This is a genomic window from Pseudomonas sp. 22082 (assembly GCF_052046055.1).
GTDB classification, from domain to species: Bacteria; Pseudomonadota; Gammaproteobacteria; order Pseudomonadales; family Pseudomonadaceae; genus Aquipseudomonas; species Aquipseudomonas pharyngis.
Map to the genome: position 1 here is coordinate 308,034 of NZ_JBQEQB010000003.1, position 14,129 is coordinate 322,162.

Sequence of the window (14,129 nt, forward strand, 5' to 3'; positions counted from 1 at the left end):
TGAAAAAAACTTTATAACATCCGCGCATACAGATGCTTTTTACTTCCAAGTCGGCCACCCGACAGCCTCATAGTCCTGCGCACGAATAATAAATCAGGCGACTTACGAAAGTTTCCAAGCGAAACTCAATTACAAAATAGCCTACGCTTTCACAAGTTGAATTTCTTGGTCAGCATATTCAAATCTGCCGCCAGGCGAGATAGCTCCGCGGACGCGGTAGCAGTCTGTATAGTTCCTTCGGCTGTCTCGCACGACAAGTCACGAATGCTCGCCAGATTTCGGTCAACTTCACGTGCCACTATCGCCTGCTGATCCGCTGCTGTTGCCATCATTTGATTGCGCTCGTTAATCAGATTTAAAGAGTCGGTAATACCAACTAGTACTTTACCGGCGACCTTTGCCATTTCAAGCGTACCATGTGCCTGTTTGCTGGTTTGGCTCATCGAAGATACAGCACGACTCGTGCAAATCTGAATCGACCCCACCATTTTTTCTATATCGTGTGTCGATTGCTGGGTTCGCTGAGCAAGCGCCCTCACCTCATCTGCAACTACAGCAAATCCCCTTCCTGCTTCTCCTGCCCTTGCAGCTTCAATCGCGGCATTCAATGCGAGCAAATTGGTTTGATCCGCCACCTCATGAATCACGTCCAGGACCTTACTTATATCGGTGGCCATCGTCGAGAGTGCTTGAACCTCAGTGGAGGTTGCCTGGACGCTGATCACCATTGCATTTATAGCGGCCACGGTCTCATTAACCTGAGTTCTGCCCGCCATCGCGGCGGTGGTCGATTGAGCCGTCAGTTGTGAGGTCGATGCAGCGTTACTGGCCACGCCCTCGACAGCAGCGCTCATTTCAGTTACTGCAGTCGCTGCCTTCTCGATCTCACTATTTTGACGGTTGGTAATTCGAGAAATGTCTTCGGTTACCGCATGCATTTCTTCAGAAGTTTCTGCCAATTGAGCTGAGGAATCACTGATCAACATCAACGCTGCGCGTAAGTTTTCCCGCATGGCCGCCAAGGCAGTCAGCATTTGTGCGGCTTCATCTGAACCTTCGTGCTCGATCTGTTCGCTCAGATCGTTAGCCGCGATGGTTTCTGCTACCTTCAACGAATCTGCAATAGGAACTGTTAGACTCCTAGTATAGAGCACCGCCAACAACAACGAGACCACGATGGCGAGAAAAATGAAACTGCCTACCATCCATAACGTGTGCTCATAAACGGCATCCGCATCTCGACCGGCCTCATAGGCCTTTATCTCATTTAGTGCGATCATTTTTTTCAATGACACCTGGACAAGGTCAGAGGCTGCTCTCATCTCAATTTTGGAAAATGACATTGCAGCATCCAAGCGCCCCTCTTTCAAAGTAGCAAGATATTGGTCCTGAGCCTTATCGTAAACTAGCCGAGCCTGTATAAACTCTTTGTATACTTGGTCGCCATCCGCTGTCACAATCAAATCACGTAACGTCTGCTCTAGTTTTTTTATCAACTGAAGGGATCTCTGAATATCATCCATCGCCTGTGACTTTCGATCGTTTGTTTCAATTGGATTTCGAAGGCGTGCATTGTTACCTTTGATCTCGACAAACTCTCTATCCAGCTGCCCTAGTAATTTGATACTGGGCACAACATTGGTCTCAACGTATGTCTCTGCCTTGTTGAGAAGATCGACCTGGCGCAGGCACAGCACGCCGATTGCAACTATCATGAGACAAAAAAAACCAAAACAAAAAGTGGATCGCGGAGCAAGGTTGAGCTTTCGAAGCAGCATATTATCTACCTTAAAATATATTTGTGAGACGACTGCTCGATACACACTAAAACATATCTATCGAGTAATTCTTTTTGAAATTTTCAAGCATGAACAACTAGCGGGAATCAAATCGCACCACCAATCACTAATAGCAGATGGGCTTGACTAGTTACTATCTTCCAAGGCCGGATCAACCAACATGAGAAAATCAACTAATTGTTCGAAGTCAAATTTCGAAATTAGACGCATCCAGCGCGCGGGGTGGGGATTGAAGAATGTTTTTGACCATGCGTGATCTTTTTTTTGATCAAAAACCAGCAAATGACGTATCAGAAGGTTTTCTTCAAAAAAACTGCCTGGACTTATGGCAAGTTCTTCAAGCAATTCAACATTAGTGACTACCATTCCCAACCTCTGAGGGCAGTAGTAAGTAAGCATTCTTAAATCACGATAGGTCGAAATGTGAAGTACATTAAAATACCCAAACCTGTTTAATTGCCGCTCAATTAACTTGCCGTTTTTAATGTCCTTATCGGCAATCAAGATCCTCAATAATCTACAGTTCGTTTTTTCAAAAAACATCAAACACCTTCGGTTTTCTACTCTTCTTTTTTTAGAAAATAACCGATTTACATGGAGCCAAAAATGAGAATTGTCTCAAAAGAGAATCAGCCAACTCGAGACACGGCACACTGATAAATTGAGGGCATCGAAAACGCTTGCGGAGGCTCCAGCAGGAACTTATAAGTCCTTTGCGTTAACTGTAGAGTTTAATGCCTCATGACGAAACAGATTCAGCAGCAGGCTCTTACGAAACTATGATTTCCGACCTTATACACACCGCTGCCGAGATCACCTAAAAGCCCAGCCTGCCTGCTCAGCATCTTTCAGTACGTAAATGGCCAAAAGTCAGTGAAGCTCTACACGTTTTATTTTTTTGATCAACTCAAACTGCGCCTGATCCAATTTGAACGCATGACGTTTTATATCGCTCAGACTGAGAACCGGAGCATGACACTCCTCCTCTAAATCGCTGCAGGCTTCTATGACCTGCTCCTCTCCAACAATTCGCGCAGCGCCTTTGATCCTATGAGCCAAATCAGCGAGATGTCCTGGATCGCTATCTATATTCAGCGTGCGTAGCTCTTCCAAGTCTTTTTCACAACTATATAAAGCCTCTCGCAATAACTCCTTCATCATTTCAATATCGCCCCCTGTCAGCTCATGTAAACGTTCCCGAATCGAATCCTCTTCGGCATGCACAATTACAGACGGTTCAGCGACGTCCACCTCTTGAACGGATTTCTCCCAACCTGACAGCATGCCTGACAACATACCGAGGCTGATTGGCTTGAAGAGACAATCATCCATTCCGGCTTCCTGGCATCTGATTTTTTCCTCGGGCTGCGCGTTGGCAGTAAAACCCAGCACAAAACAGCGCGCAGCACCACTTTCACGCTCGTCCTTGCGAATGGTACGGGCCAGTTCGTACCCATTCATTACCGGCATATTGCAATCTGTGATCACGATGTCGAACGGTTCGGTACGCCACAAGGCCAATGCAGCAGCACCATCAGCCGCATCCCGTACGGACTGCCCTAAAAAGCTCAATTGCTGAGTCAGCAACAGACGATTAGCACTTTGGTCATCCACCACCAGTATGCGCAATGTTGACGCTGGCTTGCCTTGACCGGCCGAGATTTGAACAGCCTTTTCTCCCACAGGACTGAGCACATTGAAAAATAGCGACACTTCAAGGCAGGTGCCTTTACCCAGGGTGCTCGTAATGTTGAGTTGGCCACCCATCAATTCGCACAAAGAACGAGAGATCGCCAACCCAAGCCCCGTCCCCCCTCTTGGGGACGGGCCATGATTAGCCTGGGAAAAAGGTTGAAACAGTGTTTGTAAGTCGGCACTGGAAATTCCAATACCGGTATCCTGTACTTTGAGGTCCACTTGCAGGCGCTCATCGGCGAGGCGCTGACCGCTGAGAGAGACGCTGACCTGGCCGGTATCAGTGAATTTAATAGCATTACCCACAAGATTCGATAGCACCTGTTGAAAGCGCATTGGATCGACCAGCACATCGCAACCCACATTTGCATCGATATCGAGTTTCAGTACGAGACTTTTTTGGCGTGCAAGTCCGTCGAATACCCGCGCTACAGATTCCACGAGCTCTCTTAGATTGGCCCGCTTAGGCGATAGGCTGACATGTCCGGACTCTATTCGAACTACGTCGAGAATGTCGCCGATCAACTCCAGCAATCCTTTAGCAGAATCGTAAGCGACCTCAATGGCAGGACGATCAAAGTGCCCTTGTTCTGCACGCTTGAGTGTCAACTCAAGCATACCGATGACAGCACTCATTGGCGTGCGAATCTCATGGCTCATGGTCGCCAGAAAAGTCGTCTTGGCCCGACTCGACTCGTCAGCCAACTCTTTAGCCGCACGCAATTCTTCAATCAGTTTCCGTCGCTCACTGATATCTATCCAACCACAGATAACTCCCCTCACCTCTCCGGCAGTGTCATGAAAGGGTTGAATCCAGTGATAAATGATGAGACAGGTATCGCCCACATGCAGCGTGCGATCCACTTCATAAGGATCGTCCTGCTCAATTACGCGCAGGTAGTCATCATGGAATTGCAGCGCTTCCTGACGATTGCGCTTACCGCTTTCCAGCACAGTTTTGCCGATTACGTCTTGCTCTGTTAAACCGAACGTTTCCAGATAATTGTTGTTGCAGGTCAGTAAGCGCCCCTCACGATCGCGAACATAAATCGGGTGCGGTGTGCCATTGATCAATGCGCCCATGAACTTTAACTGATCACCAAGTAAACGCTCAGCGCGACTGCGTTCACGAATCTGTCGGCGAATATAATAGTTCCAGGCCAGCGAGCACAGGATTATCAGAAGTGCGCCTGCACCAATCTGAAAGATCAGAATTTTGTAATCGCGCCAGGATAATCCAGAAAACGCAGCTATCGGGCGCCAGCGATTCAGGATTACATCTCGTTCATCGGGTGGGATACTTAAGAGAGCCTTATTAAGGATGCTGACCAATTCAGTATCTGCGCGACGTGCCGCAAAGGCTAAAAAGCCTTTACTCATGCCCACAATGTTGGAGATACGTAAAGAATCACTATAGAGATGCGCTATATAATAACGCGCACTGTGCAAGGTGGTAATCATCGCATCAGCTCTACCTTCATTTACATCAGCCAATGCCTCTAATACCGTAGCACTGTTAACGATCTGGATATCAGGAAAATCCTTGAGCAACTCATGTTCTGCGGAGCTTTCCGGGACTACGACGCGTTTGCCACGAAGCTCTTGCAGACTAGAAGGTGAAGTTGATGTTTTGGTCGTAACAATTACGAAAGGACTGGCCAGTAACGGGTAAGTGAAACGCATACCCGCCTCCCTCGATACTGTAGGAGTCAGCAATGACAGGTCGGCATTACCGGCGAGTAGACTGGAGCTCAGGCTGGAAAAACTATCGGTCCTATCGACGACTATTTGCAGGCCCGTTCGCTGCTGAATCAGTTCAAGCAGATCAGCACCGATTCCACCGAAATTCCCTTCTGCATCAAAAAATGCAAAGGGTGCTTGATCGTCATTTATTACAAAACGTGCGATCGGGTGTTGCTCAAGCCAACGCGCTTCGGAGGGAGAAAGGTCAACCCGTTTGGGCACTAGAGCCCCTCCACCACCAGACCAGCGCTTGGAAATCTCCTCAATCCTTGTATCGCCCAAGGACTCGATCGTCAGATCCAACAGATGCTTAAGTTGGTCGTTGCCTTTGCGTAGCGCAAAACTGAAACCACTGGTTTGCAGTTTGACAAATGAATGCAGGCGAACATAGTTGAAGTAATTCAGATTAATCAGATAGTTACTGGAGACGGTATCGCCCAGATATAAGTCCACTTTGCCAAAGGCTAACGCCGCCAATGCTACTTCGTTCGATGGAAATAAGACGAATTCGGCATTAGGGTACAAAGTGTGCAACTGATTTGACGGTAAGTAATCATCCGCTACCGCAATACGCAGACCGGCGAAATTTGGCGGCATAGGACGCCGATCATCACCCCGTACAAAAATCGCCGGCAGGTCGTGAACGTAAGGTTCACTTAGCACGACGAGTCCATCGGTAGTCTCATAGCTGTTTGAACTGCCAAGCAAATCAATCTCACCACGTTCCAATGCAGCCATCGCACTACGTCGATCAGGATAAGCTTTTACGCTGATTTCGACATGCAATGCTTGACTAATAATGCAGGCGACATCGGCCACAATTCCTTCATAACGGGATCCGCTTGAGGTCATCACGTATGGTGGAAAATCGGGTTGCCCTGCGCCTAGAACCAGACTCCGCTTTTGTCGCAACCACCCCCACTCTTCATTTGAAAGATTGAGATGTAAATCTTTGCATTCAGACCGACCAATTACTTGCAGCAAGCGCGGCTCGGCTGCCAACAACGACCCCATGCCAAGTATTGAAACAACGCAAGGCAATAGAAAAATTCGTAACAGGTAAGCCATAAACTTGGTATCCCTACATCTCGGCCGTCAGACTTTGCTGCAATTTAAAAAGCTCCGCATCGCCGCGGATGCCTAGTTTTTTGTAAGCCGACTGTTTTTGGCCACTGATGGTTTTACGGCTGCGTGAAAACTTAAGTGCAATTTGCGTCACGCCCATTCCTTCCAGGCAGCAACGCAGCACTTCTTTTTCCTTTGGAGAGAGCAACGGATTGCTCAGAAAGCCATCCGCATGAGGAGAACCATCACCATGGTTGGTAACGAATTCTTCCCCCGGTATGGGAAGCGAATCGAGTTCAAACGCCATAGTTGGCGAAAGATACAACTGTCCGGACGCTGCAGTACGAATCGCGTTGATCAGATCATCAACCGGTTGCGATTTTCCAAAAAAACCGCTGACGCCAGCCCCGACAGCCATATTCACCACGGCGGGCCGTTCTTCAGAAGAAGAAATCAGAATACACAACGCTGGGTATTGCTTGCGTAGAAGGCGGATCAGATTGAGCCCATCCAGCTCCCCGTCATGCAGTTTGTAATCCAGTATCAGCAGATCAGTTTCTATCTCACGCAAGCCCGTGAGCAATTCGGCACTGCTGCCGAAAACGCCGACTACGTTGAATTCTGCTTCACGCGTTAGGCGAGACTTCATTGCCAAGCGTATGAGCGAGTGGTCATCAAGGATAGCAACGCGTAACGGGTTTACTACGGACCAATGCATGACCTGCTCCAAGACATGAGGAAAAAAAATGATGAAGTTGTCGGCGATCACTTCCAGCTCATTAAGCGACACGCCGCAATTTTCGGACATTTCCCACAGCATTCTCGACCAATCATGATTGTTTTCACAGCACGCCGATATAGGGTTTTGTCCCAAAAACGAAAACAATTGCTGCGATCAGCGATCCGGCGATCCAATCGCTCTCCGCCAGGATGATTTTTCCCCCTCAAAACGCCAATCCACCAGGTGCGCCCAATTCATCGGTCTTGCATAGAAAAAACCTTGGCCCCATTGACAGCCGAGACTGGCCAAATGGCGCACCTGATCAGCGGTCTCAATACCTTCAGCCACAACACGCATATCCAGTTCTCGCGCCAATGCCAGAGCAGCATGGATGACTGCGCTGTAACGTGCCTGCTCATAATTCTGTACGAACCCTGCGTCCAACTTGATTTCGTTGAACGGCATCTGACAGAGCCTTTCGAGCGATGAATAGCCTACACCGAAGTCATCAATCGCCAGACTAAAGCCCAGCATACGTAAGCGGACCATGTTTTCCATGCATATCTCAGGCATCTGAAGTAGCCCCGTTTCGGTTAATTCAAAAATAAGACCGGCGGGAGAGGCACCATGAATTCGCAACAGCGCCTTTATTCGATCAACCAAATTCGGATTGGCCATCTGCGATACATCGAGATTAAAAGCCAGTTTGAATGGCTTTCCATTTGACTGAACAAATCGCTGCAAGCTCAGCCCCTGAGTCAGCAAGCTGAAAAACATTTCATCGAGCAAACCACATCGCTCTATAGTTGGCAGAAACATCCCAGGGGATAGCAAACCTCTACTAGGACTTTGCCACCTGACCAAAACCTCTGCTCCATCAACTTCCCCACTGCGCAAATGAAACTTTGGTTGAAAATAAGCCCGAAATTCTTGTCTACGTATGGCTTCTAGCATCTCGTGCTCTGAGGGTTGATCCGGGATCGTCTCGGTTGATTTGATCGCGAGCGATTCTCTAGGCCGGTAGCGCATCAGTAACGGCTGGAGCACTTCGACCGATAATGGCTTGCCAACGCTGCCCACCAACTCCAACCCTTGCAGGGTGACGATCCGGTCAACAGTGCGCAGTAGGTCATCGGGAAGCGAACTGCAAATAATCACGGCGCGTATCAATCCAGACTCTCTAGCAAGTCGCAGAAAAGTCAACCCGTCCATTCCGGCCATATTCAAGTCACACAGCGCAATGTCGACACCACCTGTCTGAGAAATAACGGACAGTGCTTCTTTACCATCTGCCGCTTGAAATATACTTTTGCAACCCAAGCTGGTAAGTGCACTAACGGCTGCCGTTCGTTGAAAAGCATGATCTTCAAGTACCAATATACGAAGCGTGTCCACGAACCGGTATCCCCCTTTTTTTTCATGCAGGCAGGGTAAGTCCGCATTACCGTATTGCCAGCATTTAGTCGTACTTCAAGCGCTTGCATACGAAAACGCTCCCGCGGGTAAAAGTCTATTCCCCGATACTCATCTACGCATTGAGAATTGTCTTAATAAAACTTCTGAATATGCCTGTCTGACTCATTGCATCTCAAGCAGATGGATAAAGGAAATTGGTTTTGAGACAAGTCTCAAAGACCACCCTACCCCCCAGACGTACTATGACTAGGCATTTCGATGCAGCACTTCACAATAACTCCGGATATAAACATGAAAAAATTTACTTTGGCTGTACTCGCTCTTTCCGTATTGACCGTTTCCGCAGGTGCTATGGCAGCCGATCCAGTTAAAAGCGGCAGCGGTCAAATCAGCTTTACTGGCGTCATCAATAACGATGCCTGCTCGGTTGATGGCAGCACCGGTAAAGACAAAGTTATCTCGGTGGACATGGGCAACGTTTCTATCAAAGACATGGGTAGTGACTCCGCACCTACCGCCGGTCGTATTGCCGCCAACGATTTCAACCTGCAAGTGAACTGCAATGCAGGCACTAAGGTTTCCATGCTGTTCAAACCGACCCTCAATGGTGGCTCGGGCCTGGTTGAAGGTAAGAAAGTCCTGAAACTTCAGGGTTCTGACGCAGCGAAAGGCGTTGGTATCGCTCTGCTGAACAGCAGCGGTGAAATGATCGATCTGAGTTCCGATGCTACCGCCAAGATTGAAACTGGCCTCACCGGCGACGCTGGCTTAGGTGGTGACGGCACTCTGTCGTTCGCCGCTGCTTACGTGACCACGGGTGACAAGACAGCCGCCACAGCCGGTACCGGTAACGCAACTCTGCCGTTCGTTCTGCAATACGAGTAAGCCGTAGCCAAGTGCAGGACGAGGCAAACATTCCTCGTCCTGCCGGTGATAATCATTGGGAGAACACTAAATGTTAAGCCGCTATGTTTCGCTTTGCCTTGGTCTTACCGGGATGTTGATGGCTCAGTCGGCCCTCGCCAGTATTTCTCTCAGCGCGACGAGGGTGATCTTTGACGGTGCGAACAAGGAGGCGAATGTCACCGTACGCAATGGTGGGCAAACCATTCTTGTTCAGTCGTGGCTGGATCGTGGAGAGACAGATTCGTCCACACCTCCTTTTGCAGTTACGCCACCACTGGCACGAATGGAAGCAAATCAGCAACAGCTACTTAGAATTCTCTATGAAGGCAAAGGTATGCCAGCTGATAGAGAATCGGTAGTGTGGCTGAATGTGCAAGAAATTCCTCAAGCAACCGATGCCGATGTGAATACATTACAGCTGGCAGTGCGTCAACGCATCAAGATGTTTTTCCGCCCTGCCGGACTATCTGGCGACGCCGCGAAGGCGCCAGAGCTACTTTCATGGAAACTCGAAAACGCCTCCGGCAAATCCTCGTTGGTCGTTACGAATACAGGAAACTATCATGTATCCCTCGCCGACCTCAAAGTTGGTTCGGGTCAAAAATTTGAACTCGTGATGGACTCCACGATGATAAGCCCTGGCGAAGTAAAAGCATTTACTCTGAAATCCCGACCACAGGCCGCCTCGCCACGTCTAACGTTTTCGGCTATTAACGACTATGGCGCCCAACAGTCATTTGACGCACCTTTGACGGATATTGGAAGTTTTGCGGGACGCACCAAAGACTAATTAAGTCGATAACTTTCAAGTAATCCTTTCTAGTTTCAAATGGTTTCCAATTAGCTCCACTCTCCGGATTTCAGCAACTGGAACTGAAAAGGCAAATTGCATGTTTTTCTCCCAGCCCTACACATCTGCAGTTTGTGTTAAGAACCGCAACCCTCACTCTGCACACATAAAAAGGAAAGCGGCGCTGGGCTGCTTGCACCCGCTGTACTTGGCAATCACCATGGCGCTATGTTGTGCTACCCAAAACGCTGAGGCAAAAGTCGCGGCGCCTGGCGAATCGTTTAACACACTGTTTCTGCAAGGCGCCTCTGCTGTCGATCTGCAACCACTATTGAACGCCAACAACGTATTGCCGGGTCAATACCGGGTGGACGTTTACAGTAATGGAACCCTGGTAGGTCGTCGTGACGTCACATTCGAAAAAAATGAACTTACCGGCAAAGTCGAACCTCGCATAACGCTCGATCTACTGCTCCAACTGGGCATAGACATGCAGAAACTGCATGACCAGAAGCTGGTCGATGAAGAACACCCCGCTGATCATTACGACCTGGAATCAATGATCGACCAAGCCAGTCTCAGCTTCGACTCCAACAGGCTGCGCTTGCTTGTCAGCGTGCCACAAGTGGCTATGTCACGGGGCATGCGTGGCTATGTTGATCCCGAATTATGGGATCAGGGTGTGGCGGCGGGTTTCATCAACTATCAGCTGAGCACGACTCGCAATAGCACTAGCTATGGTACGCAGATATCTAAAAATCTGGGTTTGCGCAATGGAATTAATCTTGGCGCTTGGCGACTGCGCAATGAGTCCAACTTCAGCAGCTCGACAGGTCGACCAAATCGCTTCGTCAGCAATCGCACATTTGTGCAACACGATCTTACCTCAATCAAGGGACAGCTCAGCGCGGGCGAAATCTTTTCCGATTCAGACCTGTTTGATAGCGTCCGCTATCAGGGTGTAAAGGTTTCGTCAGATGAAGGCATGCGTGCCGACAGCGAACGAGGATACGCGCCAACTATTCGCGGTGTTGCAGAGACCAACGCAACCATTGAAGTCCGTCAGGACAACTATATTCTTTACACGACCAACGTTCCACCGGGTCCATTTGAAATCAGCGATATCTATCCTTCGGGATCTAATGGCGACCTTGAAATTACAATTGTCGAAGCGGACGGTCGGCGGAAAGTGTCAAAACAGGCATTTTCGGCTCTTCCGACAATGGTGCGTGAGGGGCAATTGAAATACAGCGTCTCTGGGGGGAAATTCAATAACAACTCTGAAGGTTATGACAAGCCAGCCTTCATAAGCAGCACGTTCGCTTATGGCTTGACCAGCAACCTCACGGCAATCACTGGCTTGCAGGCCAGTAACGGTTTCCAGGCTTTTTCACTGGGTGCGGCAAAAAACACTTCTATAGGCGCGATGTCGCTAGACATCACTCAGTCATCCAGTAAGGCATTCGGCGTAACGACTCAAGGTAGCAGCGTGCGCGCATTGTACGCCAAGACATTTACGGGTACAGATACAAGCTTCACCCTCGCGGCGTACCGTTATTCTACTGAGGGTTACCGTACATTGACTGACCACGTACAGGATATCAGCGTGGGTGCCACGCGCCGCTCTGGTAACTCCAAAACCCGTACCGATCTGACGGTCAACCAAACCCTGGGTGATTCTCGCCAATTCGGTTCGTTGTATATGAACGCCAGTGACCAGCGCTACTGGGATCGCGGCGGGTCTCGCAGCTTTTCTGCCGGGTACAGCAATGACTGGCAAAATTTGAACTACAACATTAGCTTAAGTAAGACGATAGAACTGGGAAAATTTGGCGGTGCTACCGATGATACGCAATTAAGCGTATCGATTTCCTTTCCTCTTGGTTCGACCCCACGTGCTCCGCGCGCGTATATCTCTACTAACAAGCAGAACACCGGGACTAGTACGCAAGCCGGCCTAAACGGATACGTGACAGAAGACAGTAACACCTACTATTCCGTCCAAGCCGGACGAAGCGTTGACGGCGAACGATCGGGTTCGATGAGCTTGAGCAGTCGTACCTCAATGGGCGACATAGGCATGGGGTATAGCCGAGGCAGTGACTATAACTCACAGAACTTCAACGTTTCAGGCTCTATCGTCGCCCATGCAGGCGGAATTAATCTGGGGCAGACGGTCGGTGAGACATTTGCGTTGGTAGAAGTGCCTGGAATTTCGGGTGTAGAAGTCAGCAGCTATTCAGGTGTCAAAACGGGATTTAATGGTTATGCCGTACTGCCAAATGCCCAACCTTACCGCGTTAACTGGGTTTCTTTGGACACTCGTAATCTGGGTGGCGAAATCGAACTCGATAATGCGACACAGCAATTGGTTCCTCGTCGCGGGTCAATCGTTCGGGCAAGTTTTGAGGGCAGTAAAGGCCGGCGCGTTCAGTTTGAAATTTTTGACAAAGACGGCAAGGCGATTCCGTTCGGTGCCGCATTGGAAGATTCAGAAGGTAAGCAACTTGCTCTGTCTGATCCTACAGGCAAGGCTCTAGCTCTAATTACAAAAGAACAAAGTACTATCGTTATCAAATGGCAGGGCAAGCAGTGCAATGCTCCTTACTCACTACCAGAGAAGGAAGTTAACGTGAATTATGAGCGATACCAACTAAAATGCGCACCCTAGTTTAAAAATACTCCTGCTCAATTCATCTAGTGTATCAGTGCGCAGGGCAACCACCCTGCGCGCGACTCTCGAGCTACCCACACATAATACCCTTACAAGCCTTATGCACTTTCTACCATTAAAAAATTATCACCTTGAGAGTTAATCATGGAACTTATGAAAACGAGCGTAGCACTCATTACAGCCTTTTCATTTTCTCAGGCGGCAAGCGCATCCTGCGCCTTTGAACCAGGACACTCACAATCAACCCTAAATTTCACCCTACCTTCGAGCATTTCCATTCCGAGAGATACTCCTAATGGAACAATAATCTATAGCGCAGAAAAAAAGGAAGCCCTTACAAACCAGTTCAAATGTTCGACAAGTTTTTATAGTGGCTCACTCGATGGTCGAGGGCAAAAAAACAGCGCAGGAGTTTACCCAATAGGTGATTCAGGAATATCTTGGCAGTGGATATACAATGGCACACCTAGAAAGCAGTATCCAGCCGACTTTTTTAATGCCGGCAGTTGGGGTTTCTTCTATGCTGCACTCGGTTTTAATCTAATCAAGACAGGTGACATTAAGGCAGGTGCAACAATACCCTCTGGAATTTTAGGCTACTTTACTGCTGACACCCTAAAAGTGATCAACATAACCATTACCAGTACGAATGTGATCGCACAATCCTGCGAAACACCGAGCAGCATAAAAGTAAACCTTGGAAAACCAAGCCTGAGTGATTTTCAACCGTCGGAGTATAACAACTGGTCAACTATCTCGATCCCGCTGAGAAACTGCCCTAAAGGTATCAACAAAGTTCAATACAGCTTATTAACCACTGCAGACTCCCCTGCCATCTACCCATCCCAAGGCGTTATACGTTTGAATTCAACCTCAACGGCAGAGGGGTTCGCGATCAAAATCAAGCATCCCGACACAAGCGAATTCAACTTAACCAAGAAACATGAAGTATCTCACTTCGTTTCAGGACAAGCCGTCATCTACATCGAACTTCGCGCGAAGTACACTAAAATCCCAGGTGTAAAGGATAGCGAATTAAAGCCCGGTACTGCAAATGCGGAAATAATGTACGCCATTGAATATCTATAGACACAGGCATCTCCCTATCATTCAGCACCACATTGGCTCCCGCCAATGCATGAGCATCGCAACCATATTGTTTACTTCTGTTAAAACTCAAACAAGACAACCAAGTTAGCGTGAATCTAACGCCGCGTATTGAGAATGATATCGCACCCTTGAAACACAATGAACAGACCAGACACACACTTTTCCAGCTATAAAGCGCAAACCAATGGCCTTCCAGGTAACCCTCGAACT

At 48.6% G+C, this 14,129-nt stretch carries 8 protein-coding genes and 2 pseudogenes; 4 read left to right on the top strand and 6 right to left on the bottom strand.

What is annotated here, in order from left to right; genetic code table 11:
* Nucleotides 1–149 precede the first annotated feature (149 nt).
* The 6 genes and pseudogenes from ACTJK9_RS05635 to ACTJK9_RS05660 form a co-directional block, all read right to left on the bottom strand.
* A pseudogene (locus ACTJK9_RS05635) lies at nt 150–1,277 on the bottom strand (methyl-accepting chemotaxis protein); the annotation flags it as partial.
* Nucleotides 1,278–1,280: 3 nt separating this feature from the next.
* Nucleotides 1,281–1,778: pseudogene (locus tag ACTJK9_RS05640) on the bottom strand (MCP four helix bundle domain-containing protein); the annotation flags it as partial.
* Nucleotides 1,779–1,925: 147 nt separating this feature from the next.
* On the bottom strand, nt 1,926–2,342 hold the full coding sequence (locus ACTJK9_RS05645) for a hypothetical protein (RefSeq protein ID WP_440812765.1): 417 nt from the start codon (nt 2,340–2,342) through the stop codon (nt 1,926–1,928).
* Nucleotides 2,343–2,669: 327 nt separating this feature from the next.
* Nucleotides 2,670–6,305, bottom strand: a complete 3,636-nt coding sequence (locus ACTJK9_RS05650) for a transporter substrate-binding domain-containing protein (protein WP_440812768.1) — start codon at nt 6,303–6,305, stop codon at nt 2,670–2,672.
* Between the two features lie 13 nt (nt 6,306–6,318).
* A complete protein-coding gene (locus ACTJK9_RS05655; RefSeq protein ID WP_440812839.1) occupies nt 6,319–7,020 on the bottom strand; it encodes a response regulator in 702 nt (233 codons plus the stop codon).
* Nucleotides 7,021–7,197: 177 nt separating this feature from the next.
* A complete protein-coding gene (locus ACTJK9_RS05660; RefSeq protein WP_440812770.1) occupies nt 7,198–8,418 on the bottom strand; it encodes an EAL domain-containing response regulator in 1,221 nt (406 codons plus the stop codon).
* A 312-nt stretch (nt 8,419–8,730) separates the two neighbouring features.
* Between ACTJK9_RS05660 and ACTJK9_RS05665 the strand changes: the two genes are divergently transcribed.
* The 4 genes from ACTJK9_RS05665 to ACTJK9_RS05680 all read left to right on the top strand — a co-directional run bounded on the left by ACTJK9_RS05665 (nt 8,731) and on the right by ACTJK9_RS05680 (nt 13,898).
* Nucleotides 8,731–9,324, top strand: a complete 594-nt coding sequence (locus tag ACTJK9_RS05665; protein WP_440812772.1) for a fimbrial protein — start codon at nt 8,731–8,733, stop codon at nt 9,322–9,324.
* Between the two features lie 70 nt (nt 9,325–9,394).
* Nucleotides 9,395–10,135 (top strand): fimbrial biogenesis chaperone, encoded by a 741-nt coding sequence (locus tag ACTJK9_RS05670; protein ID WP_440812774.1) that lies wholly within the window; start codon nt 9,395–9,397, stop codon nt 10,133–10,135.
* 220 nt (nt 10,136–10,355) lie between these two features.
* Nucleotides 10,356–12,806 (top strand): fimbria/pilus outer membrane usher protein, encoded by a 2,451-nt coding sequence (locus ACTJK9_RS05675; protein ID WP_440812841.1) that lies wholly within the window; start codon nt 10,356–10,358, stop codon nt 12,804–12,806.
* A 147-nt stretch (nt 12,807–12,953) separates the two neighbouring features.
* A complete protein-coding gene (locus ACTJK9_RS05680; RefSeq protein ID WP_440812776.1) occupies nt 12,954–13,898 on the top strand; it encodes a fimbrial protein in 945 nt (314 codons plus the stop codon).
* Nucleotides 13,899–14,129 lie beyond the last annotated feature (231 nt).

What these genes read in the sequence shown, in the direction of transcription:
- ACTJK9_RS05645 (WP_440812765.1), bottom strand. Translation starts at nt 2,342, where the DNA reads ATGTTTTTTGAAAAAACGAACTGTAGATTATTGAGGATCTTGATTGCC.
- ACTJK9_RS05650 (WP_440812768.1), bottom strand. Translation starts at nt 6,305, where the DNA reads ATGGCTTACCTGTTACGAATTTTTCTATTGCCTTGCGTTGTTTCAATA.
- ACTJK9_RS05655 (WP_440812839.1), bottom strand. Translation starts at nt 7,020, where the DNA reads ATGCATTGGTCCGTAGTAAACCCGTTACGCGTTGCTATCCTTGATGAC.
- ACTJK9_RS05665 (WP_440812772.1), top strand. Translation starts at nt 8,731, where the DNA reads ATGAAAAAATTTACTTTGGCTGTACTCGCTCTTTCCGTATTGACCGTT.
- ACTJK9_RS05670 (WP_440812774.1), top strand. Translation starts at nt 9,395, where the DNA reads ATGTTAAGCCGCTATGTTTCGCTTTGCCTTGGTCTTACCGGGATGTTG.
- ACTJK9_RS05675 (WP_440812841.1), top strand. Translation starts at nt 10,356, where the DNA reads ATGGCGCTATGTTGTGCTACCCAAAACGCTGAGGCAAAAGTCGCGGCG.
- ACTJK9_RS05680 (WP_440812776.1), top strand. Translation starts at nt 12,954, where the DNA reads ATGGAACTTATGAAAACGAGCGTAGCACTCATTACAGCCTTTTCATTT.